The organism is Pseudomonas sp. PKS (assembly GCF_051913525.1).
GTDB classification, from domain to species: domain Bacteria; phylum Pseudomonadota; class Gammaproteobacteria; order Pseudomonadales; family Pseudomonadaceae; genus Aquipseudomonas; species Aquipseudomonas guariconensis_D.
The window spans coordinates 95,644-120,405 of sequence record NZ_JBEGDO010000004.1 but is presented as its reverse complement, the minus strand read 5'-3'; the positions used below and the strand labels follow the sequence as shown (position 1 = coordinate 120,405).

Sequence of the window (24,762 nt, the reverse complement as noted above, 5' to 3'; positions counted from 1 at the left end):
GATAATGGCGCATTGCCATTATTCTGGCCGGCCATTGCGGGCTCATCTTTCCTGACTCGCTGCCGATAGCCTGTTCGGCGGTACGCATCGCCACGGACCATTCTCCAACTCTTGCCAATACAGGGTCGTGTTGATGCTGCAGTACGGGCAAAAAAGCTTCCTGATCGTCGACGACTTCACCGACTTTCGCACCTCGACCCGCTCCATGCTCCGTGAGCTGGGTGTGCGTGACGTGGATACCGCCGACAGCGGCGAGCAAGCCTTGCGCATGTGTGCGCAGAAGCGCTACGACTTCGTCCTCCAGGATTTCCACCTGGGCGACGGCAAGAAGAACGGCCAGCAGGTGCTCGAAGACCTGCTGCTGGACAAGCTGATCAGCCATGAATGCGTGTTCATCATGGTCACCGCCGAGAGCAGCCAGTCCATCGTCCTGAGCGCCCTCGAACATGAGCCTGATGCCTATCTGACCAAACCGTTCAACCGTGTGGGCCTGGCCCAGCGCTTGGAAAAACTCGTTCAGCGCAAGACCCTGCTCAAGCCGATTCTCCAGGCCCTGGACCGTGCACGCCCTGCCGAAGTGCTGGCGGCCTGCGCCGAGCTGTGCAAGAAGGACCCACGCTTCGCCCCGCTGTGCCTGCGCTATCGCGCTGACGCGCTGCGCGATCTGAACCGCTTCGAGGAGCTGGAGAAGTTCCTCACCAGCATCCTTGCCAGCCGCCCCCAGCCCTGGGTCTATGCAGCCCTTGGCAGCCTGTTGCACAAGCGTGGCCAGCATGCCCAGGCCCAGGGCGTCTATGAGCAGGCGCTCAAGGCGTTCCCGATCATGCCGGGGCTGTACGATGGCATGGCCGAAGTGCTGGTGGCCCAGGGCGAGACCAAGCGGGCCCAGCACATGCTCGAAGAGGCCGTGCGCCTGTCGCCCCTGGCGGTACGTCGGCAGGCGGCGCTGGGCAAGCTGGCATTGGACAACGAGGACTTCGAGAGCGCCTCCAAGGCCTATCGTCACGCCGTCAACCAAGGCCAGAGTTCTCGCCACAAGAGCCCGGAGAGCAATCTGGGCCTGGTCCAGGCGTTGATGAGCAAGAACGCTGGCAATGGCCTGGATGCACGCACGCGCGTCGAGATCAACACGGTACTCAGCGAAGTCGCCAAGGAAAACGTCGAGGACCAGGGCCTGCAGGTGCGTGCCAGGCTGATGAAAGCCGCCAGTCTGCAACAGGCCGGTGACGAAGAAACGGCGGGCAAACTCACCGAGCAGGCCATGCAGCGCCTGGAAAAGATGGACCAGTTCTTCTCGGTCGAAGCGGCCCTGGCCGTGGCCAAGCAGTTGCAGCAACTGGGCCAGGCCTCGGCCGGCACCAGCATCCTCAAGGGCTGTGTGGAAACCTACGGCGACGACCCCAAGGTCATGCAGAGCGTGGCCAAGCTCACCGAAGACCCCAGCGTGCTCGGCGCTGTCACCGAGGCGGTGGACCTCAATCGCCAGGGCGTGCGCAGCTACCAGGGCGGCCAGCTCAACGAGGCGCTGGAGATGTTCCGCCGAGCGCTGGCGTTGCAGCCCAAGAACATCAGCATTGCACTGAACACGGCCCAGGCGCTGCTGCGTATCGGGGGCGAAAACCCGGCGCCTGCATTGATGCAGGAGTGTCGCAACTGCCTGCAGAGCGTCGCTGGCATTCCGGCCAGTGACAACCGCTACGATCGCTACCGCAAACTGCATATCCGGGTGTTCGGCGCATGAATCGAGACGAGCAGGGGCTGGATTTCTCCACGGTGATCGCTTCTACCGTGCACGACATGAAAAACTCGCTGTCCGCGTTGATCCAGGCCCATGACCAATGGTTGGCGCGTCTGCCCGAAGTGCTGCACGGCGGCAGCGAGCAAGGCGTGATGGAGCATGAGTTCCGCCACCTCAACGGCATGCTGGTGCAGTTGCTGGGCCTGTACAAGCTGGACATCAACCAGTTGCCGATCTGCCCGGACTACCACGAACTGGACGACTTCATCGAAGCCCAGCTCGCCGCCCAGCAAGAGGTGCTGGTGCATCGCGACATCCTCGCCAGCTGGCGCCTCGAGACCGAAAGCCCGCTGGGCTTCTTTGACCGCGAGCTGGTCGCTTCGGTGGTGGGCAACGTCCTCACCAATGCCATTCGCCATGCCGGTCACGCCTTGCTGATCAGCATCGAGGACGTGGGGGAGCAACTGGTGATCAGCGTCAACGACGACGGCCCCGGTTATCCACAGCGCATGCTCGAACGCCAGCAGGACTACGTCCAGGGCATCGACTCGAGCACCGGCAGCACCGGCCTTGGCCTGTACTTCGCCGCCCGCATCGCCGCCCTGCATGAGCGCAATGGCGTGCGCGGGCGGATCGAGATCACCAACGGCGGGGTGCTGGGGGGCGGGCTGTTCCGGTTGTATCTGCCTTGATGCTGCGCTGAACACGTTTTTGTACAAGCCCCGTCCGCGGGTAAACCCGCTCTCGCAAGGGGCAACGCGGGCCAGGTAGGAGCGGATTTACCCGCGAAGAAGGCGCCACGAAGCGAGACAGTTGCTCTTCAGTTCAGCGTCATTGGTGTGGGGAGCCTGGGGTTTTTCTTGTATGGTTTCTGTCTAAACACGAGCAGGACCAAACGCACATGAATCCGCAATCTCCCAGCCTCATCCGGGAAACCTTCCCTGTCGGTCCGTTGCAGTGCAACTGCACCCTGATCGGCGATCCGGTCAGCAAGAAGGCGATCGTCGTCGACCCGGGCGGGGATCCGGAGAAGATTCTCGCCCGCCTGCAAGCCCATGGCCTGACCTTGGTGAGCATCATCCACACCCATGCTCACTTCGATCACTTCCTCGCCTCGGGCAAGCTCAAGGAACTGACCGGCGCTACCTTGCATCTGCACAAGGACGACCAGCCGCTGTGGGACAACCTTCAGATGCAATGTCAGATGTTCGGCGTGCCCTATACGCCGGTGCCGCCGCCGGATCGCTGGTTGGGGGACGACGAGGAACTGGCCTGTGGCTGCGGTGTGGCGTTGCATACGCCGGGACACACACCGGGCTCGATGAGCTTCTGGTTCGCCGATGCCAAGCTGTTGATCGCGGGCGATACGTTGTTCCGCCGTGGAATCGGTCGCACCGATTTGTGGGGGGGAGACCAGCGGGCGATCGTCCGTTCCATCAAGGAGCGGCTCTATCGCCTGGACGAGGAAGCGGTCGTGGTGACCGGCCATGGCCCGGATACTCGCCTTGGCGACGAAATGCGCGAAAATCCTTTCGTGCGGGCGTGAGGTTTCATGGAATTATTCCGCCTCGCTTCGGTCCAAGGCTGGCATAGGGCCATCCGTGACCTTTGCACTTTCGAATTTCTGTAGGAGCTTGTCCATGTTCACCATGCGTCGTCTGATTATCGTCGCTACCGCTGCTGCCCTGATGACCGGCTGTGCCGGCCAGAACCCCTATGACAGCCAGGGCCAGGCGCAGGGCTCCACCGGGATGAGCAAGACCGCCAAGTATGGTGGCTTGGGCGCGTTGGCCGGTGCCATCGCCGGCGCTGCCATCGATCACAACAACCGTGGCAAGGGCGCGCTGATCGGCGCCGCCGCGGTGGGCGCTGCCGCTGCTGGCTATGGTTACTATGCCGACAAGCAGGAGGCCGAGCTGCGCGCCAAGATGGCCAACACCGGTGTCGAAGTGCAGCGCCAAGGCGATCAGATCAAGCTGATCATGCCGGGCAACATCACCTTCGCCACCGATTCGGCGAACATCTCCCCAAGCTTCTACTCGCCGCTGAACAACCTGGCCAACTCGTTCAAGCAGTTCAACCAGAACACCATCGAGGTGGTCGGCTTCACCGACAGCACCGGCAGCCGTCAGCACAACATGGACCTGTCCCAGCGTCGCGCCCAGGCCGTCAGCAGCTACCTCACCTCCCAGGGCGTAGACCCGTCCCGCGTCAGCGTGCGCGGCATGGGCCCGGACCAGCCGATCGCCAGCAACGCCGACGCCAATGGTCGCGCCCAGAACCGTCGTGTGGAGGTCAACCTCAAGCCGATTCCGGGTCAGCAGTACGACCAGCAGGGCACTGTTCAGCAGTACCCGTAAGCATCAGATCCACATGACAGGGGCCGCGTAGCGGCCCCTGTTCATTTCAACGCACGGTACTGGCCTGAATCGCGGTCAAGGCGATGGTATGGACGATATCGTCTACCTGAGCCCCGCGTGGCAGGTCGTTCACCGGCTTGCGCAGCCCTTGCAGCATCGGGCCGAGGCTGACGCAGTCGGCGCTGCGTTGCACGGCCTTGTGCGTGGTGTTGCCGGTGTTCAGGTCCGGGAAGACGAACACCGTCGCCCGCCCGGCCACAGGGCTTGCCGGTGCCAGCTGACGAGCGATTTCGGGGTTGGCGGCGGCGTCGTACTGCAACGGTCCGTCGATCACCAGGTCGTGCTCGGCCTGCTGCGCCAGGCGGGTGGCCTCACGTACCTTTTCCACTTCCTCGTCGCTGGCTGCCGAATCGCTGGAGTAGCTGAGCATTGCCACGCGTGGGGCGATGCCGAAGGCCTGGGCTGATTCGGCACTCTGCCGGGCGATCTCGGCCAGTTCTGCGGCGCTGGGGTGCGGGTTCATCACACAGTCACCGTACACCAGCACCTGCTCGGGGAAGAGCATGAAGAACACCGACGACACCAAGCTGCTGCCCGGCGCGGTCTTGATCAACTGCAAGGCAGGGCGGATGGTGTTGGCGGTCGAGTGCACCAGGCCTGAAACCAACCCGTCGACCTCGTCGAGCGCCAGCATCATGGTGCCGATCACCACCGGATCTTCCAGTTGCTGTTCGGCCATGGGGGCGTTGAGATTCCGGTTCTTGCGCAGCTCGACCATGGGTTCTACGTAGCGCCCTCGGATCAGCTCAGGGTCGAGTACTTCGAGGTCCGGAGGCAGGGTGATGCCCTGGGCGCGAGCGACCGCCTGGACGTCCTCGGGCTTGGCCAGTAGCACGCAACGGGCGATGCCCCGTGCCTGGCAGATGGCGGCGGCCTGCACCAGCAGCGGCTCGGCGCCTTCGGGTAGGACGATGCGCTTGTTGGCCTGCTGGGCGCGCTGGATCAACTGGTAGCGGAACACCGCCGGCGACAGGCGCAACTCGCGTGGTGTGCCACAACGCTGATGCAGCCAGGCGGCATCCAGATGGCTGGCGACGAAGTCAGTGATGAACTCGGCGCGTTCGCGGTCATCGACCGGGATCTCGCGGTTGAGTGAGTTGAGGCGGTTGGCGGTGTCGTAGGAACCGGTGCTCACCGACAGGATCGGCAGGCCGGCCTGCAGGGCGCCGCGGCACAGTTCGAGGATACGTGGGTCCGGCTTGCTGTCGCTGGTCAGCAGCAGGCCCGCCAGCGGAACGCCATTGATCGCCGCCAGGCTCACCGCAAGGATGATGTCGTCGCGGTCACCCGGCGTCACCACCAGTGTGCCCGGCTTGAGCAGCGGCACGGTGTTGGCCACGGTGCGGGCGCAGATGATGATGGTGTTCATGCGTCGCTGTTCGTAGTCGCCGGCATTGAGCACTTGGGCGCCTAGCAGCTCTGCCACATCGCGGGTACGTGGGGCATTGAGCTCGGCCTGGTAGGGGATGCAGCCAAGCAGGCGGAAGTCATCGCCGCGCAGCAGGGGCGAGTGTTCGCGCAGGCGGGTGGCGAAGTCGGCCATGCTCTCTTCGGTGCGGACCTTGTTCAGGACCACGCCGAGCACCTTCGGATCGCGCGGGCCACCGAATAGCTGGGCCTGCAGTTCGACACGGCCGGACAGCTCGCTGAGTACTTCGTTTTCCGGTGCCGACACCAGGATCACCTCGGCGTCCAGGCTCTTGGCCAGGTGCAGGTTGACCCGGGCCGCGTAGCTGGCATAGCGGGTGGGCACCATGCCCTCGACCACCACCACGTCGTTGCCAATGCACGCCTGCTGGTACAGGCGGATGATTTCCTCGAGTAACTCGTCCAACTGGCCGTCGCCGAGCATGCGCTCGACCTGGGCCAGGCTCAGGGGCGTGGGAGGACGGATGCCGTGGGTGCGGGCGACCAGTTCGCTGGAGCGCTCCGGGCCCGTGTCGCCAGGGTGGTGCTGGGCGATCGGCTTGAAGAAGCCCACCTTCAGCCCGCCGCGCTCGAGGGTACGGACCAGGCCGAGGCTGATGGAGGTCAGGCCGACACCAAAATCTGTCGGCGCGATGAAAAATGTCTGCATGCGTGCTTCTCGAAATAAGCGGTGCAAGGGATCAACGGCCAAGGGTATCGCTATCGGTACCCTGGGCGCACCAGCCGCAGGCAAATACCTGGCCGATGTGCCGTTGGCGCTCTTGGGCATCGAGCACCCAAGGCCTGGCCTGCCAGGGCGGTTGGTGGCGTAGATGCTGGGTATGGCCGCAGGAGAGCTCGACCACCCAGTGGCCGTCTTCGTCCTGATGAAAGCCGGTGACCCGACTGACGGGAGTTTCATGGCCCGAGGTACGTTCGCAATCGGACGATGCCTTGGTTACACTTGTTCGCTCTACATTCTTTTGCAAAAGGTCTTGCCCCATGCTGATCGCCGCCAACAAGGCTGTCTCCATCGACTATACCCTGACCAACGACGCCGGGGAGGTCATCGACAGTTCCGCCGGCGGTGCGCCGCTGGTGTACCTGCACGGTGCCTCCAACATCATCCCAGGCCTGGAAAAAGCCCTGGAAGGTAAACAAGCCGGTGACGAACTGAACGTCTCCGTCGAGCCTGAGGAAGCCTACGGCGAGTACCTGGCTGAACTGGTCAGCACCCTCAACCGCAGCCTGTTCGAAGGCGTCGATCAACTGGAAGTGGGCATGCAGTTCCACGCTTCGGCACCGGACGGCCAGATGCAGATCGTCACCATCCGCGACATCGACGGCGACGACATCACCGTCGACGGCAACCACCCGCTGGCCGGCCAGCGCCTGAACTTCAAGGTCAAGGTGGTCAATGTGCGTGACGCCAGCGACGAAGAAATCGCTCACCGCCACATCCACGGTGAAGGTGGCCATCACCACTGATTTTCTGCGCTAAGCTCAGAGAGTCGCCAGGCGCTCGGGCAAGCCGACTTGCCTTCCTTGGGGAAGGTGAACGGTTTGACCGCGCGCCTTTTTAGTGGGCGCAATTCGCCCCTGCGACAACCGGGAACCTGAGAGGGGAGTCATCATGAGTGCATTTCACGACCTGACGTTGAAGGCGCTGAACGGCGAGGATCTGCCCCTTGCACCGTTCAAGGGCCAGGTGGTGTTGGTGGTCAATGTCGCCTCCAAGTGTGGTTTGACACCGCAATACAAAGCCCTGGAGAACCTGTACCAGGATTACAAGGACAAAGGCTTCAACGTCCTCGGTTTGCCTTGCAACCAGTTCGCCGGGCAAGAGCCGGGCAGCGAGGAAGAAATCCAGGCGTTCTGCAGCCTCAACTACGGCGTGAGCTTCCCGTTGGGGGCCAAGCTCGAAGTCAACGGGCCGCAGCGTCATTCGCTGTATCGCCTGCTGGCGGGTGAGGGGGCCGAATTCCCCGGGGATATCACCTGGAACTTCGAGAAATTCCTGGTCGGCAAGGATGGCCGCGTCCTGGCGCGTTTCGCTCCGCGTACCACACCGGACGACCCGACGGTGGTCCAGGCGATCGAGAAGGCGCTGGCCTGATTCCTATCTCTTCGGGGCTTAAGTCCTGCAAGTCGCCAAACATCTCCTGCGGTTGCAGTCCATTCGCGGGTAAACCCGCTCCCACAGGGGCTCTGCCAGCCTGAAGGCCGGCGCAGGCCTGTGAGAGCGGGTTTACTCGCGAATGGGCCACCGTTTTGAGTCCGACGAGCGCTCAGCTGCGCGGTGTGGTCGAACCTTGCTTGATCGCCAGATCCGTCTTCACTGGCTCAGTGTTCACGATCCCGACTTGGCGACAAGCACTGGCCAGGTACCCTTCGAACTGCTCGACGATCGCCGGCCAGCCCTGGCGACTGGCGTGCTGGCGGGCATTCAGACGTACCCTGCGCAAGGTTTCCTGCTCTTCTATCAGCCAGCAGGCCGCGTCGATGAACGCCGCCTGGTCGCCCGGCATTGCCAACGCGCCGCTGTGCCCGTGGCGGATGTGCTGGGCGGCCGCCGCTTCGTCATAGGCGACCACTGCCAGGCCCGAGGCGAGGGCCTCGAGAACAACGTTGCCGAAGGTTTCGGTCAGACTCGGAAACAGGAACAGGTCGCCGCTGGCGTAGTGCTCGGCCAATACCTCGCCCCGTTGGGCGCCACAGAATACTGCGTCGGGCAACTGCTGTTCGAGCGTCTCGCGCTGGGGGCCGTCGCCGACGATGACCAGGCGCATACGGCGCTGTGGATAAGCCTGGCGCAAGGCCTCCATGCACGGTCGCAGCAGCCCCAGGTTCTTTTCCGCGGCCAGGCGGCCCACGTGCAGCACGGCAATGTCATCCGCGCCCAGGCCCCACCGCTCGCGCAACGCCTGGCTGCGCCGAGCCGGGTTGAACAGGCAGGCGTCGACGCCGCGGGCCATGAGTGCCAGGCGCTCGAAACCACGGCGCTCCAGCTCCAGGCGCTGGCTTGCACTCGGCACCAGGGTGATGGCGGTGCGCCGGTGAAACCAGCGCAGGTAATGAGTGAGCAGGCGCGTCAGCAGGCCCAGGCCGTACTGCCCCGAATACTGCGGGAAATTGGTATGAAAGCCGCTGACCACGGCAATCCCCAACTGGCGCGCCGCACGCAGGGCGCTGAGGCCCAGCGGCCCTTCGGTGGCAATGTAGAGCACGTCCGGGCGTTGCTTACGCCAGCGGCGCAGCAGTGTGCGCTTGGTGATCTCGCCCCACTGCAGGCCTGGGTAGCCCGGCAGTGGCCAGCCCCGGCAGAGCAACAGCTCATCCCCTTCGCTCTGTGGGGTGTCGCTGGCCTGCCTTGGGCGCACCAGCTCGACCTGATGACCACGTTGGCGCAGCCCTTCGCTGAGGCGACCCAGGGTGTTGGCCACGCCGTTGATCTCGGGTGGAAACGTCTCGCTGACAAGGGTGATACGCAGGGGCGGTCTGTTCATGACAAAAAGTTTCTACCCGCCGCATTGCGGTTCTGTGACGTCATTGTGACGTGCGGATGACGCCATTTTTTTGAAGGAAAAACGCTTGAAAATTTCCCCGGCGGGGTACTCAAGAATCCCCCAGGACCAGCCGATGCAGATGTATTCAACACTCGAGGTGCGCTCCGGGAGAGCGGTCATGTTCAACAGCAAACTCAAGAAAGAAATCCAACAGCTGCGTGAGGACCTGATGTCCATCGAGCAGGTCAAGAGCAGCCTGGACAGCGAGATGTTGGTGCTTCAGCTAGACCCCCACGGGCGCATCGAGTCGGTCAACAGCAACTTCGAAAAGGAGATGCTGTACAGCGCCGGGCAGTTGATTGGGCGCAACATAGAGGACATCGTGCCGCCTCATGTGAAGGACCTGGACTTCTACCACCGCATGAAAGGCGCCATCACCCGCGGCGAACACCTCAACGGCGCGTTCCGCCTGCTACGCGGCAACGGCGAGGAAGCCTGGCTGCGTTCGATCCTGCAGCCGGTCAAGAGCAGTGACGGGCGGATCAAGCATTTCAGCATGCACTCCAGCGATCTGACCCGCACCATCGAGTCTTCTCGCGAGCATGAAAGCCTGATCAAGGCGTTGATGCGCTCCACTGCGCTGATCGAGTTCAACCTGCAGGGCGAAGTGCTGACTGCCAACGATCGCTTCCTCAATGCGATGGGCTACACCCTGGAGCAGGTGCGCGGCAAACCTCACCGCATGTTCTGTGAGCCAGAGGAAGCCAACTCGGCAGCTTACCAAGCGTTCTGGGACAAGTTGCGCCGGGGCGAATTCGTCGCTGATCGTTTCAAACGCGTGGATGCCCATGGCCGGACCGTGTGGCTGGAAGCGTCCTACAACCCGATCATCGACGCCCACGATGTGCTGTACAAAGTGGTCAAGTTCGCCACCGTGATCACCGACCAGGTCAACCAGGAAATCGCCGTGGCCCAGGCTGCGGACATCGCCTACAACACCTCGCTGGGTACCGACGCCAGTGCCCGCAAGGCGACCGAAGTGGTCACCCAGACCGTCGATGTCATGCGCGGTCTGGAGAGCTCCATGCAGGATGCCGCCCAAGGTATCCAGGCACTGGACACCCAGTCCCGGGTGATCGGCTCGATCATCAAGACCATCAGCGACATTGCCGGGCAGACCAACCTGCTGGCGCTCAACGCCGCCATCGAAGCGGCGCGTGCCGGTGAGCAGGGGCGAGGGTTTGCCGTGGTCGCTGACGAAGTGCGCCAGCTCGCCTCGCGCACCAGCACCGCCACCGACGAGATCGCCAAGGTGGTGCAGCAGAACGAACAACTGGCCCAGGCGGCGGTGGACATCATCGACACCAGCAAGCGGCAGGCCGAGCAAGGCCTGACCCTGGCTGCCGAAACCGGCAGTGTGATCGTCGAGATCCAGGATGGGGCGAAGAAGGTAGTGGATGCGGTGGGGCAGTTTTCCAGCCAGTTGAATCATTGATGCCACGCCCTATGGGGGCGGGGTACCCGCGCAAGGGGCGCAGCGCGCCCCCTCGCTGGGTCAGCTGCGCTCACGGACCCAGAACAGCGTCGCGCCCGCCACTGCCGCGGGCATCATCACCACGTTCACCAGCGGGATCATCAGCGCCAGGTAGGTGATGCCGCCAAAGCCCAGCGACTGCCAGCGCTTTTCGCGCAGCCAAGCGAGCATGTCCTGCCAGCTCATCTTGTTGTTGTCCGCTGGGTAGTCGATGTACTGGATGGCCATCATCCAGACCCCGAAGATCAGCCACAACGGGGCGGCCACCACGTTGACCACCGGGATCAAGGACAGGATGAACAGGCCGATGGCCCGTGGCAGAAAATAGCCGAGCTTGCGCATTTCACGGCCAAAGGTGCGTGGCACCATGGCGATCAGTTCGCCCCAGCTGAACGCGGGGAAGTTATCCTGCCCTCGGACCACCACCTCGACCTTTTCGGCCAGAAACCCATTGAAGGGCGCGGCGATGACGTTGGCCACCAGGGTGAAGGTGAAGAACACCATGAGGATCACCAAGGCGACGAACAATGGCCACAGGATGTAGGTCAGAAAACTCAGCCAATTCGGTAGGGTGGGCATCAGGGTATCGACCCATAGGCTGAACTGATGCCCTGCGAAGTAGATCAGCCCGCCGAACAGCAACAGGTTGACCGTCAGCGGCAGCAGTACGAACAGGCGCAGGCTGGGGCTCATGACCAGTTTCAGCCCTTCGCGCAGGTACTGTGGGCCAGAGAGGACAGGGGCTTGCATCGAGACGCTCCGGATCAGGGGAAACGCGCTGACCTTACCGAGTTTGAGGCGTCGACGAAAGCCACCCAGCGCGGGAGCAACGGGCTGTAACAAAAGCGAGTGAAGATTTTCTATCGGTTTGCTCGGCAGATAGAGCCAGCCTATAAGGTGGATTGTCGAAGGATATTTCCTTAATCTCTGCGACCTCGCTACAGTGCGCTCAACTTTTTGGTTTCGGATCTGCGCGTCATAGGCTTCCCCAAGCGCTGCGTAGGTCCCTTTTCATTCCAGCCGGCACTGCCGGTGCACCGACGCCGGCCCAGCGGCCGTCTCGACAGGAGTTCGACATGTCTGAAGTACGTCATTCGCGCGTCATCATTCTCGGTTCCGGCCCTGCCGGTTACAGCGCCGCGGTCTATGCCGCCCGCGCCAACCTGAAGCCGCTGCTGATCACCGGCATGCAGGCGGGTGGTCAGCTGACCACCACCACCGAAGTCGACAACTGGCCGGGCGACCCCCACGGCCTGACCGGCCCGGCCCTGATGCAGCGCATGCAGGAGCACGCCGAGCGCTTCGAGACCGAGATCGTCTTCGACCACATCAACGCCGTGGACCTGGCCAACAAGCCGTTCACCCTGCGCGGCGACAGCGGTAGCTACACCTGCGACGCCCTGATCATCGCCACCGGTGCCAGCGCTCGCTACCTGGGTCTGCCGTCGGAAGAGGCCTTCATGGGCAAAGGCGTTTCGGCCTGCGCGACCTGCGACGGTTTCTTCTACCGCAACAAGCCGGTTGCGGTGGTGGGGGGTGGCAACACCGCCGTGGAAGAAGCGCTGTACCTGGCCAACATCGCCAGCAAGGTCACCCTGGTCCACCGCCGCGACACCTTCCGCGCCGAGAAGATCCTGGTCGACAAGCTGCACGCCCGTGTGGCCGAAGGCAAAATCGAGCTCAAGCTCAACGCCACCCTGGACGAAGTGCTTGGTGACAACATGGGCGTGACCGGTGCACGTCTGAAGAACAACGACGGCAGCAGCGACGAAATCAAGGTCGACGGCGTGTTCATCGCCATTGGCCACACCCCGAACACCTCGCTGTTCGAAGGCCAGCTGACCCTCAAGGACGGCTACCTGGTGGTCAACGGTGGCCGTGAAGGCAACGCCACCGCCACCAACATCGAAGGCGTGTTCGCGGCTGGCGACGTGGCCGACCACGTCTATCGCCAGGCGATCACCTCCGCCGGTGCCGGCTGCATGGCTGCACTGGACGTGGAGCGTTACCTGGACGGCTTGGCGAACGCTTCGTTCTAAGGCTTCGTCAGCGTCCACCGGGGCCTTGGGCTCCATACAAAAAAACCGGCCAGATGGCCGGTTTTTTTGTGCTTTGAAAAAGCCTTACAGGCTAAGGCGCATGGACAGGTCCACCGCCTTCACGTCCTTGGTCATGGCACCGATGGAAATGTAGTCCACGCCGGTCTCTGCGATCACCCGCAGCGTGCTCTCGTTCACGCCGCCGCTGGCCTCGAGCTTGGCCTTGCCGGCGGTGATGCTCACGGCTTCGCGCATTTCATCGAGGGTGAGTTCATCGAGCATGATGATATCGGCGCCGGCCGCCAAGGCCTGGCGCAGCTCGTCCAGGCTTTCGACCTCGATTTCCACAGGCTTGCCCGGCGCGATGCGGTGCGCTGCGTTGACGGCCTCGGCCACCCCGCCGCTGGCGGCGATATGGTTTTCCTTGATCAGGAACGCGTCGTACAGCCCGATGCGGTGGTTGTGGCAGCCGCCACAGGTGACTGCGTATTTCTGCGCCAGACGCAGGCCGGGGAGGGTCTTGCGGGTGTCGAGCAGGCGCACCTGGGTGCCCTGTACCAGGTCCGCAAGAAAGCGCGCCCGGGTCGCCACGCCCGACAGCATCTGCAGGAAGTTCAGCGCCGTGCGTTCGCCACTGAGCAGCGAGCGTGCCGGGCCTTCGAGGTGGAACAGCGCCTGGTTGGGCGTGGCCCGATCGCCATCGGAGACCTGCCAATGCACCGCGACCCGCGGGTCGAGCTGGCGGAACACCGCATCGACCCAGGCGGTACCGGCGATGGTGCAGTCCTCGCGGGTGATGATGGTTGCCTTGGCCAGGCGCTCGGCCGGAATCAGCTGGGCGGTGATGTCGCCACTGCCGATGTCTTCGAGCAGCGCGCGGCGCACGTTGGCTTCGATTTCGGCGGTCAGGTCGGCGAGGCGTAGGTTCGGCATGGTCGGCTCCACAAGCTAGGTGCGGCGATTATAGGGCAGGGGGGCGGCGTGTACAGCGGCAACCGGACTGACCTTTGGTCGGGACAGCTGAGCATTGTGGCGAATGGAGTGTCAGTTGCTGGCGTGTGAAGAACGCTCTAGTAGCTATCGGAATTTTTACCGATAATGCGCCCAGTATTTGGCGTCATGGTTTTGACTGGCATGACACCAACGCAAAACACCCACAAGGAGTCCGGGATGCAGAAAGAAGGCAAGGTAGTGCCTTTGGCGGTCGCCATCGATCGCGGGGCTCATGCGCCCTCGCCTTGCCTCCCGGTGCCGCTTCTGCAAGTGCGCGACCAGGCCGCATTGCAACTGCGCCAGGGGCTGCAGGCATTGTTCGACAATGCCGACGATACGCTCTTCGAAATGGCCGACAAGGCCCCTGATCGTTTCGAGCAGAACCTGTACTTCGAAGCCATGCGCGACCTGCGTCTGAAGCGCAAGCACATCGAGCGGGGCTTTCTCGACACTTTCTATGACGGCTTTGCCCAGGTAGGGCAGGCCGAAGCCTCGGCATTCACGGTCAGCGAGGACCCGCTCGGTTCGGCTCAGTTGGCGCGCACCGCCGCCTTCGAATCCATGGTCGGTCGCGTGCTGTCCCGTGATGGTCTTGCCCTGGAACACCTGGCGTTGCGTCTGCAGGCCCTGCTCGGCAACGCCACGGCGGCGCCGGACAACCCCCTGGGGCCGGACCGACTGTGCGGCTATTTCCTGGAGGCCGCGCGCAGCCAAGGCGTTACCCGCAGGGTCAAGCTGATCCTGCTCAAGCTGTTCGAACGCTACGTATTGCGTGAACTCGATCAGTTGTACGACCAAGCCAACCAATTGCTGGCTGACGCCGGTGTGTTGCCTGAGCTCAAGCCTACACCGCGCCGTCGTGCCGACGATCGTCGCCAATCCGCCCAACGGCTGTCGGCCGAGCTGGCGCGTGACGAAGCGCCGGAGCTCGATGGCGCAGGCCAGGCGTTCTTCGAGTCCGTGCAGGCGCTGCTGGTCCCAATCCGAGGCCGAATCGCGCCACGTGTGCAGCAGGTCGCCAGCGCCCAGCCGATCAGCACCGCCGACCTGCTGCGCCTGCTGTCGCATCTGCAGCACTATGTACCGGCCACCTGCGAGGCGGATGACTTCTCGCTTGGCCAGCAGTTGGAGCAATTGCTGCTGCGGGTGAGCGTGCGCAGCGGCACGCGTCGTCGGATCGACGCGGCTGACGAGGACACCCTCAATCTGGTCGGCCTGCTGTTCGACTTCATCCAGGCCGACAACAACTTGCCTGCGTCCCTGCGCGGGTTGATCGCTCGCTTGCACATTCCACTGCTCAAGGTCGCTCTGCTCGATAAAGGCCTGTTCAGTCGTGCCAGTCATCCCGCCCGGCGTCTGCTCAACGAGATTGCCGCCGCCGCGATTGGGTGGGAAAGCGGTAGTGAGGGCGTGCGCGACAGCTTGCATCTGCGCGTGGAGCGCGTGATCCAGCGTCTGCTCAACGACTTCACCGATGATTCCCGCGTGTTCGCCGATCTGCTCGAGGATTTTCTGGCGTTCAATCAGGAGGAGCGGCGACGCAACGAACTGCTCGAACAGCGCACCCGCGACGCCGAAGAGGGGCGTGCCCGGGCGCTGCAAGCCCGGCAACGGGTACAGCAGGCACTGAACCTGCGTCTGCAGGGGCGGATGCTGCCGCAAGCGGTGCTGCATATGCTGGTGCACGGCTGGAGCCAGGTCCTGCTGCTGGCCTGGCTCAAGGACGGCGAAGACTCCAGTGTCTGGCGCGATGGCCTGGCGACGCTCGATGCCCTGCTGGCCAGCATTGCTCCACACCGTGACCGACAGGCGCGGGAGCGCTTGTTGCAGCAGGTGCCGGTGCTGCTCAAGAACCTGCGTGACGGGCTGGCCGGGGTGGTCACCGAAGCCGCCGCGACCCGGGAGTTCTTCCTGCGGCTTGAGCAGTTGCACCTGCGTGCCTTTGCCGGCGGTGACATTTCATCCTCCGACGGCGCGCCTGACCTGGATGAGGTCTTGGTGGCCGAGCAGATCATCCTGGCGGTGGCCGATGAATCGGCCTGCGGCCCTTTGCTGCGCCTGGACGCGCAAGGCCCTGAGCTGGGACAGGTGCGGCGCCTGCGCATCGGTGCCTGGGTCGAGGTGAGGGATGACGACGAGCCCCTGCGCTGCAAGCTGGTGGCGGTGATCGACAGCAGCGACCGCTATGTCTTCGCCAATCGCACCGGCATGAAGGTGCGGGAGTGGAGCTGCGCCGGACTGGTCCAGGCCCTGCGGCGCGGTGAGGTTCGCCTGCTTGACGACGGCCTGTTGTTCGAGCGCGCGCTGGACGCGGTGCTTGAGCGATTACGCGGGCAGCAGGCGCGCTGAACAATCATTTACATGCAAGCCTGCCGGGCGCGGGGCATACTGGCAGCTCCTCCCTGGCGATTTCAGGATCTGCTCCATGCAATTGGACCGTGCGACTGGCTGGTTCTCCGGCGTCACCCACTGCCCCTCGCCGAATTTCAACGCGCGCCCTGAAGGCGAAGCCATCTCCCTGTTGGTCATCCACAACATCAGCCTGCCACCGGCCTGTTTCGGCACCGGCAAGGTTCAGCAGTTCTTCCAGAACCGGCTCGACCCCGCCGAGCACCCCTATTTCGAAAGCATCTGCCACCTCACCGTCTCGGCGCACCTGTTCGTCGAGCGGGACGGGGCGGTGACTCAGTTCGTATCTCTGCTGGACCGTGCCTGGCACGCCGGTGTTTCGCGCTTCGGCGAGCGCGAGGGCTGCAATGATTTTTCCATTGGTATCGAGTTGGAGGGCACCGATGAGCTGCCCTACACCGACGCCCAGTACCAGACCTTGAAGCAACTGACCGAGCAGATTCGCAGCGCGTGGCCGGTGATCGACCTCGGACGTATCTGCGGTCACAGCGACATCGCCCCGGAACGCAAGACCGACCCGGGCCCGGCTTTCGATTGGCGCCGCTACCGAGCGGCCCTGCAGTGCAGTGAGGACAACGCATGAGCTTTCTGGTGTTGGTGCTGGTGCTCTGGTTCGAGAAATTCTCGGCCCTGCGCCAGCGGTTGCAGCGCGACGGGTTCTTCATCGGCGAGCTGGTACGTCTGGAGCGCAGCGGCAAGGTGCACCCCTGGTGGACGCTGGCGATTCTGGTGCTGGCGCCTGTGGCGTTGCTGGTGCTGTTGCTGCACGTGCTGGATCCGGTGGCCTACGGCCTGCTGGCCTTGCCGGTGCACCTGGTGGTGCTGATCTACAGCCTCGGGCGTGGCGACATCAAGGCCTCCCTAGGGCCGTTTCGCGATGCCTGGCGCCGGGCCGATGACCAGGCCGCACTGCATGTGGCCGAGCGTGATCTGGGCCTGGTCGCCGACGACGCTCCTAGCTTGTTGGTGCGGGTGCAAGGGCATCTGCTGTGGCAGGCCTACCAGAGCTTCTTCGCGGTGATTTTCTGGTACTTCCTGCTCGGCCCGGGCGCGGCCTTGGCCTATCGCCTGCTGGCGCTGACTGTAGAGAACAGCCGACAGCCGGCACTCAAGGAACGCGCCGAGCAGTTGCGCCATGCCCTGGACTGGTTGCCGGTGCGGGTGCTGGCCCTGAGCTTTGCCCTGGTGGGCAACTTTGTCGCCGTGATGCGGGTGATGCTGCATGAACTGCTCAACTGGCACATCAGCGCGGGGCATCTGGTGGCGCGGGTCGGGCGCGTGGCGGACAGCATGCCCGAGGAGGAAGACACCCAGCGTGGGCTCGGTCGCCTGGACAGCCTCTGGGAATTGCTGCTGCGCTGCGCGGTGCTGTGGTATGCCTGCTTTGCGCTGTGGACGGTATTGGTCTGAGCGCTTTCCAGCAGGTGTCTTTGCCGGGGGAACGGCGATTTCTTCGCGGGTAAACCCGCTCCTACAGGGTTCAGCGGTGCTCTCGCTAACACTGCCGTACCTGTGGACGCGGCGGCACTATGTCGGCCTGCTGGCGAGTGAGCCGGGTCCACGCAAGCCTCGCTTAACCTTAAATTACAAACCTTGGATTCGATCTGCGATATACAAGTCCCTTGGCCGTTAATGGCCTTGTGCTACTTCGCAGAATAAAAAGAATCCAAGGAGATGCGCATGAAGCGTTTGCTCTATCCGGCCATCGCCCTGATGGACCGGCTGAGCTTCGGCTTGAAGTTCAGCCTGATCAGCACTTTGTTCTTCGTCCCCATGCTGGTCACCAGCTTCTATCTGGTGCGCGACGTCTACGACGAATTCCACGCCACCGGCGTCGAGCTGCAGGGCTTGGGCCCCTTGGATGGCGCCCTGACCCTGCGCAGCGATCTGGAAACCCTGGGCAACCTGTTGCAGATCAACGCCATGTTGGGCCAGTCGGGCCAGGCCGGTGACTTGGAGCAGCGCATCGATACGCTTGAGAAAAAAGTCGCCGCGGGGCTCGAGGCGATCCCCACGAGCGACCCACAGCTACAGGCCCGACGCGAAGAGTTGAGCGAGATCTTCACCCGCGCACGCAACGAGTCGTCCCTGCAAAGCAAGGCGGCCCTGTTCGACAAGCTGTTGGTTCAGGCTCAGGTCCTGACCAAGCAGGTGGCTAGCCAATCCGGGCTGGACCAGGACCACCAGGCCTCGGTGCGGCATCTAAGCGAGCTGCTGGGCAGCGCTACCGGTCAGGTGACCCAGACCTTGGGCGAGGGGCGGGCGCTGGGGGCCATGGCGTTGGGCCGGGGCTTCATCGACTCGGCCGGCAGCGCCCGCTTCGAAGACTTGTTGCAACGCTTGGAGCGGCTGTCTGCCGACTATGGCATTCGTCTGGACGACGCACTGGCCGCCGACCCGCGCGCAAGGACCGACTTGGCCGCGCTGGCCGAAGCCAGCCAGGCAACGGTGAAGCAGGCCGCGACCTTGTTCGAAGATCGCGTGGTGATGGCTGAAACCCTGGATGCGCCATGGCTTACGTTCTATCAGCAGGTCAGCGACCTGATGGAGCAGACCTACCGCCTCAACGACGCCATCCTCGCCCACCTTCAAGTGCAACTGCAGGACCGCCTGGACGAGCACCGTCTGCGCATGATCGCGTTGGTCGCCGCGCTGCTGGCGGTATTTGCCTTGATCATCTATCTGGACAGCGGCTTCTATGTGTCCATCCGCGAAACCCTGGGCAATCTGGGCGCGGCCATGGACAAGGTCGCTGCCGGCGACATGACCGTGAGTTTCAAGGCCCGCAGCCGCGATGAGCTTGGCGAGTTGGGTCAGGGCTTCAACCAGACGGTGTTGCGCATACGCGAACTGATCGATCAAGTGGGGCGGACCGTCTCGACGGTCGAGGAGCAAGCCGGGCAGGTGTTGGCCGTGTCGGTGCGCAGCAATCAGGCGGTCAGTGGCCAGCGTGAACAGATCGAGCAAGTGGCCACGGCCATGAACCAGATGAGTGCCACCTCCCAGGAGGTCGCCCGCAGCGCGGCCCTGGCTGCCGAAGGCGCGCAGCAGGTCAATCGCGAGAGCGCCACCGGCCGTGGCCTGGTGGAAAACCAGCAGGACAGCATCAGCCGCCTGGCCGGGGAGATTGACCAGAGCGTGGTTGCGGTCAATCAGCTGGCCGGTGACAGCCAGGCCATCGGCCGGGTGCTGGAGGTGATCCGCAGCATCGCCGAGCAGACCAACCTGCTGGCGCTCAACGCTGCCATCGAGGCGGCCCGGGCCGGCGAGCAGGGCAGGGGCTTTGCCGTGGTGGCCGATGAGGTGCGCACCTTGGCGCGTCGCACCCAGGACTCCACCGAGGAGATCGCCCAGATGATCCAGCGTCTGCAGGCGGGCGTCGGCGCGGCGGTCAAGGCCATGGGCAGCAGCCACCAGATGGCGGCGGGGACGGTGGACGAAGCACGCCAGGTGCAACAGGCGCTGGGCAACATCCTTGGTGCGGTGGGCGGCATTGTCGAGCAGAACCAGCAGATTGCCGCGGCCGTCGAGCAGCAGACCGCGGTGGCCCATGACATCGACCTGAACATCGTGGCGATCAACCGCGCTGCCCAGGACACTACTCAAGGCGCCTGCCAGACCGAAGAGTCCAGCCGGGCGCTGTCGAGCCAGGTGGACGAACTCAAGCGGCTGATCGGCGCGTTTCGCGTCTAGCCTGACTCGCGGGTAAAACGGGGAAAACCACGGAGAACTTGTGGGAGTCACTGTCCTGAACCGTGGCGACTTCTTCGCGGGTTTACCCGCGAATGGGCCTACGATGGCCTACCAGCCGAACAGCTCACAGGCATTGCTGCTGCTGATCTGAGCCAGGCGCTCGGCCTCTATGCCCATCACCTCGGCCAGCGCTTGGGTGATTTCCGGCAGGTGTTCCGGGCTGTTGCGCTCGCCGGGGAACATCACCGGTGCCATGTCCGGGGCGTCGGTCTCCAGCACCACGCTTTCCAGCGGCAACCGGGGCAAGGTCTTGCGCAGGCGCAGGGCCTGGGGCCAGGTGGCTGCGCCGCCCAGGCCCAGCCTGAAGCCGAGCTTGATGTATTCGCGGGCCTCTTCGTAGCTGCCGGCGAAGGCGTGGATGATGCCTGCGCGCGCGGGCTTGTAGCGCTTGAGGGTGGCGATCACCTGGGCATGGCTGCGGCGTACGTGCAGCAGGGCGGGCAGGTCGAAGTCGCAGGCCAGTTGCAACTGCGCCTCGAACAACGCCTGCTGGCGGTCCTTGTCCAGTTCCGGCAGGTAATAGTCCAGGCCGAACTCACCCACCGCACACAGGCGTGGGTCGCCGCGCAGACGTTCGAGCCAGGTGCGCAGTTGTGCCAGGTGCTCGGGGCGGTGCTGGTCGAGGTACACCGGATGCAGGCCCAGGGCCGCGAACAGCCGCTGTTCGCCACAGACCAGGTCCCACACCCGCTGCCAATTGGCCTGATACACCCCCAGCACCACCATGCGCTCCACGCCTCGCGCCGCCGCGTCGGTCAGCAGGCGGTCGCGGTCGGCGTCGAAGTCGGGGAAGTCCAGATGGGTGTGGGTGTCGATCAGGCGCATGGTCAGACTGCGTTGATGCGTTGCTTGAAGGTCCGGGCTACCGCATGCACGCCGGGCTCGTAGCGCTTGTCCTCGATTGCGGCCAGGGCCAGTTCCAAGGCGGTGGCGGCGATCAGGCCGTGCTGCTGGGCCATGGCGTTGACCGGCAGGGGCAGGAAGTCCAGCAACTGGTTGTCGCCGAAGGTGCCCAGTTGCAGTTGGCGCGAGTCGGCTGGGCGCGTCTGCAGGGTATCGAACACGCCCTGGAGCAACACGTAGGAGGTGGTCACCAGGGCGTCGGGCAGGCCGCCGAAGTCCTCGATCAGTTGCTGCATCAGGCGCTGGCCACATTCGCGGCTGAAGGCTTCGCCCTGGTAGCGGCGCACCTGGCCGGTGAACGGTAGCAGGGCTTCGTCGAAACCGCCGGCACGGGCCTGGCTGACCGACAGCTCCGGGCGTGCGCCGATCAGGGCGATGCTGGCTGGGCGGGTATCCAGTAGGCTCTGGGCCAGTTGGCGGCTGGCGTCGCGGTCGTCGCTGATCACTGAGCAGAAGTATTCGGGGGCCATGCGTCGGTCGATGGCGATGACCGGTAGGCCTTTGTCCTGCAGCTCACGATAGCTTTCGTCATCCGGCGGCAGGCAACTGGCGACGAACAGCGCATCGCAACGACGGGCGCGGAACAGCTGCTGCAATTGGCGTTCGCTGTCGGGCTGGTCATCGCTGCTGGCGATCAGCAACTGGTAGCCGCGGGCGCGGGCACCCTGCTCGAGTTGCTTGGCAATGCGGGCGTAGCTGGGGTTCTCCAGATCCGGGAGAATGAAGCCCAGGGTACGGGTGTGTCGGCTGCGCAGGCCGGCTGCCTGGGGGTTGGGCGTGAAGCCATGGGCCTCGACCACCGCACGCACACGCTCGACGGTGCTGTTGCTGATGCGCTGCTGTTCGGCCTTGCCATTGATGACGTAGCTGGCGGTGGTCACGGACACACCGGCCAGACGGGCGATATCGCTGAGTTTCACCGAATTTTCCTTGTTATTACCGGGGCTGCCTGCGAGGCCGGACCGGGTAGTTTCACCTGGCGCCGGGGCCCTGGGCAGGAGACCATTGTCGCAATTGTCCGACAGGATGGGGCTTTTTCGTCGGAAGATTATCGAGTAACGTGGCCACCTGGTCAGGTTAAACGATTCAGCAGGCAAATTTTCTGCCCCGTGTACCGTCTGCGCAAGACCGTTGAACAGACCCGATTCGTGGAATTCACAACAATACCTCAGGTCCCCGCCCCGGGGGCTGCAAAAGGAGAAGGTCATGCTGGAGCTCGCTCAGGAGCAGATCGCTATGGACCAGGTGGCTATCGACAAGGCCGAGGCACTGCGCCTTCTGGCCGATCGATTGGTCGCCGATGGCCTGGTCGCCGAGGGTTACCTGCAAGGGCTCCTGGACCGCGAGGCGCAAGGCTCGACATTCCTTGGCCAGGGTATCGCCATCCCCCACGGCACGCCGCAGACCCGCGACCAGGTCTTCGCCACCGGCGTGCGCTTGTTGCAGTTTCCCGAGGGGGTGGACTGGGGAGAGGGTCAGATTGTCTACCTGGCCATCGGCATTGCCGCCCGGTCCGACGAGCACCTGCGCTTGCTGCAATTGCTGACCCGTGCCCTGGGCGAGACCGACCTGGCCGAGGCCCTGCGCCGTGCCTCCAGCGCTGAAGCGTTGCTCAAGCTGTTGCAAGGCGCACCCCAGGCCCTGGCGCTGGACGCGCAACTGGTGGGGCTGAGCCTGGCCGCTGAAGACTTCGATGAGCTGGCCTGGCGTGGCGCGCGGCTGCTGCAACGTGCCGGCTGCGTCGATGCCGGGTTTGCCAACGTGCTGCAACAGGCCGAGCCGCTGCCCCTGGGCGAGGGGCTGTGGTGGCTGCACAGCGAGCGCCTGGTGCGCCAGCCAGGTCTGGCCTTCGTTACGCCGCAGCAACCGCTGCGCTACCGTGACCAGCCGCTCAATGGCCTTTTCTGCCTCGCCAGCCTGGGTGTCGCTCATCAAGCCTTGCTCGAGCGCCTGTGTGAAGTGCTGATCGAAGGCCGTGGGCAAATGCTCTACCAGGCGCCCAACAGCCGCGCCGTGCTGCAGGTGCTCGGTGGTGAGGCCCCGGCCGACTGGCCGAGCGTTTGCGTGGTGTTGGCCAACCCCCACGGTTTGCATGCCCGTCCCGCCAAGGTACTGGCCCAGCTGGCCAAAGGTTTCGAGGGCGAGTTGCGTGTCCGCCTGCAGGACAGTGTTGAGCCGGCAGTGTCGCTCAAGAGCCTGAGCAAGCTGCTCAGCCTCGGGGCCCGGCGCGGCCAGACGCTGGAGCTGATCGCCGAACCCAGCATTGCCAACGACGCCCTGCCGGTCTTGCTGGCGGCCATCGAGCAAGGCCTGGGCGAGGTGGTGGAGCCGCTGCCCGAAGCGGCCTCGCCAAGTGTTCAAGAGCCTGTGCAGACGCTCCAGGCGCCAGCGGCCGGTAGCGTCGTCCAGGGTGTCGGCGCTGCGCCGGGCATCGCCAGCGGCCCGGCCTTTGTGCAGGTAGAGCGCCAGATCGATTACCCGCTACGCGGCGAGTCGCCTGCCCAGGAGCGGCAAAAGCTGCGCGATGCGCTGGCGACGGTGAATGCCGAGCTGCAGGCGCTGGTGGAGCGTAGCGACCCCTCGATCGGCGAGATCTTCGTCACCCACCAGGAAATGCTTGCCGACCCGGGCCTGAGCGATGAAGTCGAGCAGCGACTGGCCCAGGGCGAGAGCGCGGCGGCCGCCTGGATGACGGTGATCGACAGCGCGGCGCGTCAGCAGGAGGCGTTGCACGACACCCTGCTTGCCGAGCGTGCTGCGGATCTGCGTGACATCGGCCGGCGCGTGCTGGCGCAACTGTGCGGTGTCCAGGACATCCCCGAACCCCAGCAGCCCTATGTGCTGGTGAAGGCCGAGGTGGGCCCGTCGGATGTGGCCCGCCTGGACCCGGCCCGAGTCGCCGGTATCGTCACCGCCCAAGGCGGTGCTACGGCCCACAGTGCGATTGTTGCCCGCGCGCTGGGCATCCCGGCGGTGGTGGGGGCCGGTGCCGCCATTCTGTTGCTGGAGGCCGGCACGCCGTTGTTGCTCGATGGCCAGCGTGGCCGAGTCAGCGTTGCGCCGGCGGCCGATGACCTGCAGCGGGCCCTGGCCGAGCGCGACCTGCGCGAGCAACGCCTGCAGGCCGCCTGGGCCAAGCGTCACGAGCCGGCGGTGACCCGCGATGGCCATGCGGTCGAAGTGTTCGCCAACATCGGCGAGAGCACGGGGATCGACAAGGTGGTGGAGCAGGGCGCCGAAGGCGTCGGCCTGCTGCGCACTGAACTGATCTTCATGGCCCACCCCCAGGCACCTGACATTGCCACCCAGGAGGCTGAGTACCGCCGTGTGCTCGATGGCCTGGACGGGCGTCCCCTGGTGGTGCGCACGCTGGATGTGGGGGGCGACAAACCGCTGCCGTACTGGCCGATCGACGCCGAGGAAAACCCCTTCCTTGGGGTTCGCGGTGTGCGCCTGACCCTGCAGCGTCCTCAGGTGATGGAAGCACAGCTGCGCGCCTTGCTGCTGGCGGCCGATGACCGCCCCCTGCGCATCATGTTCCCGATGGTCGGACAGGTGCATGAATGGCGCGAGGCCAAGGCCATGGTCGATCGCCTGCGTGCGCAAATCCCGGTGGCTGACCTACAAGTGGGCATCATGGTCGAGGTGCCGTCAGCGGCGCTGCTGGCACCACAACTGGCGCGTGAAGTGGATTTCTTCAGTATCGGCACCAACGACCTGACCCAGTACACCCTGGCCATCGACCGTGGCCACCCGAGCCTTTCGGCCCAGGCAGACGGCCTACACCCGGCGGTGCTGCAACTGATCGACATGACCGTGCGCGCCGCCCACGCCCAAGGCAAATGGGTGGGCGTGTGCGGCGAGTTGGCGGCGGACCCGCAGGCGGTCGCGGTGCTGCTGGGCCTGGATGTGGACGAGCTGAGCGTCGCGGCCCGCAGCATCGCCGAAGTCAAGGCGCTGGTTCGCCAGGCCGATCACCAGACGGCACGCGCCCTGGCGCGCGAGGCTTTGCAACAAGACAGCGCCGCGGCGGTCCGGGCGCTGGTGGAGCGTTATTGAA

General features: G+C 64.4%; 20 protein-coding genes and 2 pseudogenes. 15 read left to right on the top strand and 7 right to left on the bottom strand.

Translation table 11 applies throughout. The annotated features are described in order from the left end of the window. Window positions 1–133 precede the first annotated feature (133 nt). The 4 genes from ABOA88_RS06175 (at window position 134) to ABOA88_RS06160 (ending at window position 4,098) form a co-directional block, all read left to right on the top strand. Entirely contained in the window at window positions 134–1,741 is a 1,608-nt protein-coding gene (locus ABOA88_RS06175) for a response regulator (protein ID WP_367851366.1), read from the top strand. Beyond that, a complete protein-coding gene (locus ABOA88_RS06170; protein WP_196169703.1) occupies window positions 1,738–2,430 on the top strand; it encodes a sensor histidine kinase in 693 nt (230 codons plus the stop codon). Before ABOA88_RS06175 ends, ABOA88_RS06170 begins: the two co-directional genes overlap by 4 nt. Before the next feature lie 209 nt (window positions 2,431–2,639). Continuing rightward, complete coding sequence (locus ABOA88_RS06165) at window positions 2,640–3,284, top strand: MBL fold metallo-hydrolase (RefSeq protein ID WP_196169702.1); 645 nt, start codon at window positions 2,640–2,642, stop codon at window positions 3,282–3,284. Between the two features lie 94 nt (window positions 3,285–3,378). Continuing rightward, window positions 3,379–4,098, top strand: coding sequence for an OmpA family protein (locus tag ABOA88_RS06160; RefSeq protein ID WP_043213831.1), 720 nt, complete (start codon window positions 3,379–3,381; stop codon window positions 4,096–4,098). A gap of 46 nt (window positions 4,099–4,144) precedes the next feature. On the opposite strand, the gene pta is transcribed toward ABOA88_RS06160, so the two are convergent. Both pta and ABOA88_RS06150 read right to left on the bottom strand, forming a co-directional pair. Beyond that, window positions 4,145–6,235, bottom strand: a complete 2,091-nt coding sequence (gene pta, locus ABOA88_RS06155) for a phosphate acetyltransferase (RefSeq protein ID WP_367851367.1) — start codon at window positions 6,233–6,235, stop codon at window positions 4,145–4,147. Window positions 6,236–6,266: 31 nt separating this feature from the next. Continuing rightward, a complete protein-coding gene (locus tag ABOA88_RS06150; RefSeq protein WP_196169700.1) occupies window positions 6,267–6,569 on the bottom strand; it encodes a DUF3565 domain-containing protein in 303 nt (100 codons plus the stop codon). Here ABOA88_RS06150 and ABOA88_RS06145 point away from each other — a divergent pair. Further along, on the top strand, window positions 6,568–7,053 hold the full coding sequence (locus ABOA88_RS06145; RefSeq protein ID WP_070576981.1) for an FKBP-type peptidyl-prolyl cis-trans isomerase: 486 nt from the start codon (window positions 6,568–6,570) through the stop codon (window positions 7,051–7,053). The genes ABOA88_RS06150 and ABOA88_RS06145 overlap by 2 nt on opposite strands. A gap of 145 nt (window positions 7,054–7,198) precedes the next feature. Further along, window positions 7,199–7,681, top strand: a complete 483-nt coding sequence (locus ABOA88_RS06140; RefSeq protein ID WP_043213841.1) for a glutathione peroxidase — start codon at window positions 7,199–7,201, stop codon at window positions 7,679–7,681. Between the two features lie 172 nt (window positions 7,682–7,853). On the opposite strand, the gene ABOA88_RS06135 is transcribed toward ABOA88_RS06140, so the two are convergent. After that, on the bottom strand, window positions 7,854–9,071 hold the full coding sequence (locus ABOA88_RS06135) for a glycosyltransferase family 4 protein (protein WP_196169699.1): 1,218 nt from the start codon (window positions 9,069–9,071) through the stop codon (window positions 7,854–7,856). A 133-nt stretch (window positions 9,072–9,204) separates the two neighbouring features. On the opposite strand from ABOA88_RS06135, the pseudogene ABOA88_RS06130 reads away from it, so the two are divergent. Both ABOA88_RS06130 and ABOA88_RS06125 read left to right on the top strand, forming a co-directional pair. Continuing rightward, a pseudogene (locus tag ABOA88_RS06130) lies at window positions 9,205–10,020 on the top strand (PAS domain-containing protein); the annotation flags it as partial. Between the two features lie 114 nt (window positions 10,021–10,134). Beyond that, window positions 10,135–10,566, top strand: a complete 432-nt coding sequence (locus tag ABOA88_RS06125) for a methyl-accepting chemotaxis protein (RefSeq protein WP_404694411.1) — start codon at window positions 10,135–10,137, stop codon at window positions 10,564–10,566. Window positions 10,567–10,626: 60 nt separating this feature from the next. Here the strand turns inward: ABOA88_RS06125 and cysZ are convergent, their stop codons facing one another. Beyond that, complete coding sequence (gene cysZ / locus ABOA88_RS06120; protein ID WP_196169697.1) at window positions 10,627–11,355, bottom strand: sulfate transporter CysZ; 729 nt, start codon at window positions 11,353–11,355, stop codon at window positions 10,627–10,629. Between the two features lie 326 nt (window positions 11,356–11,681). Between cysZ and trxB the strand changes: the two genes are divergently transcribed. Beyond that, a complete protein-coding gene (trxB, locus tag ABOA88_RS06115) occupies window positions 11,682–12,644 on the top strand; it encodes a thioredoxin-disulfide reductase (protein WP_196169696.1) in 963 nt (320 codons plus the stop codon). An 84-nt stretch (window positions 12,645–12,728) separates the two neighbouring features. On the opposite strand, the gene nadC is transcribed toward trxB, so the two are convergent. Then, window positions 12,729–13,577, bottom strand: coding sequence for a carboxylating nicotinate-nucleotide diphosphorylase (nadC, locus tag ABOA88_RS06110; RefSeq protein WP_367851368.1), 849 nt, complete (start codon window positions 13,575–13,577; stop codon window positions 12,729–12,731). 237 nt (window positions 13,578–13,814) lie between these two features. On the opposite strand from nadC, the gene ABOA88_RS06105 reads away from it, so the two are divergent. The 5 genes and pseudogenes from ABOA88_RS06105 to ABOA88_RS06085 all read left to right on the top strand — a co-directional run bounded on the left by ABOA88_RS06105 (window position 13,815) and on the right by ABOA88_RS06085 (window position 19,739). Beyond that, window positions 13,815–15,986, top strand: coding sequence for a DUF1631 domain-containing protein (locus tag ABOA88_RS06105; RefSeq protein WP_196169837.1), 2,172 nt, complete (start codon window positions 13,815–13,817; stop codon window positions 15,984–15,986). A 76-nt stretch (window positions 15,987–16,062) separates the two neighbouring features. After that, the gene (ampD, locus tag ABOA88_RS06100) at window positions 16,063–16,629 is read left to right on the top strand and encodes a 1,6-anhydro-N-acetylmuramyl-L-alanine amidase AmpD (RefSeq protein ID WP_196169694.1); all 567 of its coding nucleotides are present in this window, start codon (window positions 16,063–16,065) and stop codon (window positions 16,627–16,629) included. Continuing rightward, window positions 16,626–17,456, top strand: a complete 831-nt coding sequence (gene ampE / locus ABOA88_RS06095) for a regulatory signaling modulator protein AmpE (protein WP_196169693.1) — start codon at window positions 16,626–16,628, stop codon at window positions 17,454–17,456. The genes ampD and ampE overlap by 4 nt, the downstream gene beginning before the upstream one ends. Before the next feature lie 264 nt (window positions 17,457–17,720). Then, window positions 17,721–18,836, top strand: a pseudogene (locus ABOA88_RS06090) (methyl-accepting chemotaxis protein); the annotation flags it as partial. Then, window positions 18,810–19,739 (top strand): methyl-accepting chemotaxis protein, encoded by a 930-nt coding sequence (locus ABOA88_RS06085; RefSeq protein WP_419183384.1) that lies wholly within the window; start codon window positions 18,810–18,812, stop codon window positions 19,737–19,739. The pseudogene ABOA88_RS06090 and the gene ABOA88_RS06085, both read left to right, overlap by 27 nt. Window positions 19,740–19,847: 108 nt before the next feature. Here the strand turns inward: ABOA88_RS06085 and ABOA88_RS06080 are convergent, their stop codons facing one another. Together ABOA88_RS06080 and cra are read right to left on the bottom strand one after the other, a co-directional pair. Continuing rightward, the gene (locus ABOA88_RS06080) at window positions 19,848–20,624 is read right to left on the bottom strand and encodes a TatD family hydrolase (protein ID WP_367851370.1); all 777 of its coding nucleotides are present in this window, start codon (window positions 20,622–20,624) and stop codon (window positions 19,848–19,850) included. A gap of 2 nt (window positions 20,625–20,626) precedes the next feature. Continuing rightward, window positions 20,627–21,622 carry a catabolite repressor/activator gene (gene cra / locus ABOA88_RS06075; protein WP_196169690.1) on the bottom strand — a complete coding sequence of 332 codons (996 nt, stop codon included), beginning with the start codon at window positions 21,620–21,622 and terminating at the stop codon, window positions 20,627–20,629. 286 nt (window positions 21,623–21,908) lie between these two features. Between cra and ptsP the strand changes: the two genes are divergently transcribed. Continuing rightward, a complete protein-coding gene (gene ptsP, locus ABOA88_RS06070; RefSeq protein ID WP_367851371.1) occupies window positions 21,909–24,761 on the top strand; it encodes a phosphoenolpyruvate--protein phosphotransferase in 2,853 nt (950 codons plus the stop codon). Window position 24,762 lies beyond the last annotated feature (1 nt).

Excerpts from the sequence above, each read along its gene's own strand:
- ABOA88_RS06175 (WP_367851366.1), top strand. The coding sequence starts at position 134 with ATGCTGCAGTACGGGCAAAAAAGCTTCCTGATCGTCGACGACTTCACC.
- ABOA88_RS06170 (WP_196169703.1), top strand. The coding sequence starts at position 1,738 with ATGAATCGAGACGAGCAGGGGCTGGATTTCTCCACGGTGATCGCTTCT.
- ABOA88_RS06165 (WP_196169702.1), top strand. The coding sequence starts at position 2,640 with ATGAATCCGCAATCTCCCAGCCTCATCCGGGAAACCTTCCCTGTCGGT.
- ABOA88_RS06160 (WP_043213831.1), top strand. The coding sequence starts at position 3,379 with ATGTTCACCATGCGTCGTCTGATTATCGTCGCTACCGCTGCTGCCCTG.
- pta (WP_367851367.1), bottom strand. The coding sequence starts at position 6,235 with ATGCAGACATTTTTCATCGCGCCGACAGATTTTGGTGTCGGCCTGACC.
- ABOA88_RS06145 (WP_070576981.1), top strand. The coding sequence starts at position 6,568 with ATGCTGATCGCCGCCAACAAGGCTGTCTCCATCGACTATACCCTGACC.
- ABOA88_RS06150 (WP_196169700.1), bottom strand. The coding sequence starts at position 6,569 with ATGGGGCAAGACCTTTTGCAAAAGAATGTAGAGCGAACAAGTGTAACC.
- ABOA88_RS06140 (WP_043213841.1), top strand. The coding sequence starts at position 7,199 with ATGAGTGCATTTCACGACCTGACGTTGAAGGCGCTGAACGGCGAGGAT.
- ABOA88_RS06135 (WP_196169699.1), bottom strand. The coding sequence starts at position 9,071 with ATGAACAGACCGCCCCTGCGTATCACCCTTGTCAGCGAGACGTTTCCA.
- ABOA88_RS06125 (WP_404694411.1), top strand. The coding sequence starts at position 10,135 with ATGCGCGGTCTGGAGAGCTCCATGCAGGATGCCGCCCAAGGTATCCAG.
- cysZ (WP_196169697.1), bottom strand. The coding sequence starts at position 11,355 with ATGCAAGCCCCTGTCCTCTCTGGCCCACAGTACCTGCGCGAAGGGCTG.
- trxB (WP_196169696.1), top strand. The coding sequence starts at position 11,682 with ATGTCTGAAGTACGTCATTCGCGCGTCATCATTCTCGGTTCCGGCCCT.
- nadC (WP_367851368.1), bottom strand. The coding sequence starts at position 13,577 with ATGCCGAACCTACGCCTCGCCGACCTGACCGCCGAAATCGAAGCCAAC.
- ABOA88_RS06105 (WP_196169837.1), top strand. The coding sequence starts at position 13,815 with ATGCAGAAAGAAGGCAAGGTAGTGCCTTTGGCGGTCGCCATCGATCGC.
- ampD (WP_196169694.1), top strand. The coding sequence starts at position 16,063 with ATGCAATTGGACCGTGCGACTGGCTGGTTCTCCGGCGTCACCCACTGC.
- ampE (WP_196169693.1), top strand. The coding sequence starts at position 16,626 with ATGAGCTTTCTGGTGTTGGTGCTGGTGCTCTGGTTCGAGAAATTCTCG.
- ABOA88_RS06085 (WP_419183384.1), top strand. The coding sequence starts at position 18,810 with ATGACCGTGAGTTTCAAGGCCCGCAGCCGCGATGAGCTTGGCGAGTTG.
- ABOA88_RS06080 (WP_367851370.1), bottom strand. The coding sequence starts at position 20,624 with ATGCGCCTGATCGACACCCACACCCATCTGGACTTCCCCGACTTCGAC.
- ptsP (WP_367851371.1), top strand. The coding sequence starts at position 21,909 with ATGCTGGAGCTCGCTCAGGAGCAGATCGCTATGGACCAGGTGGCTATC.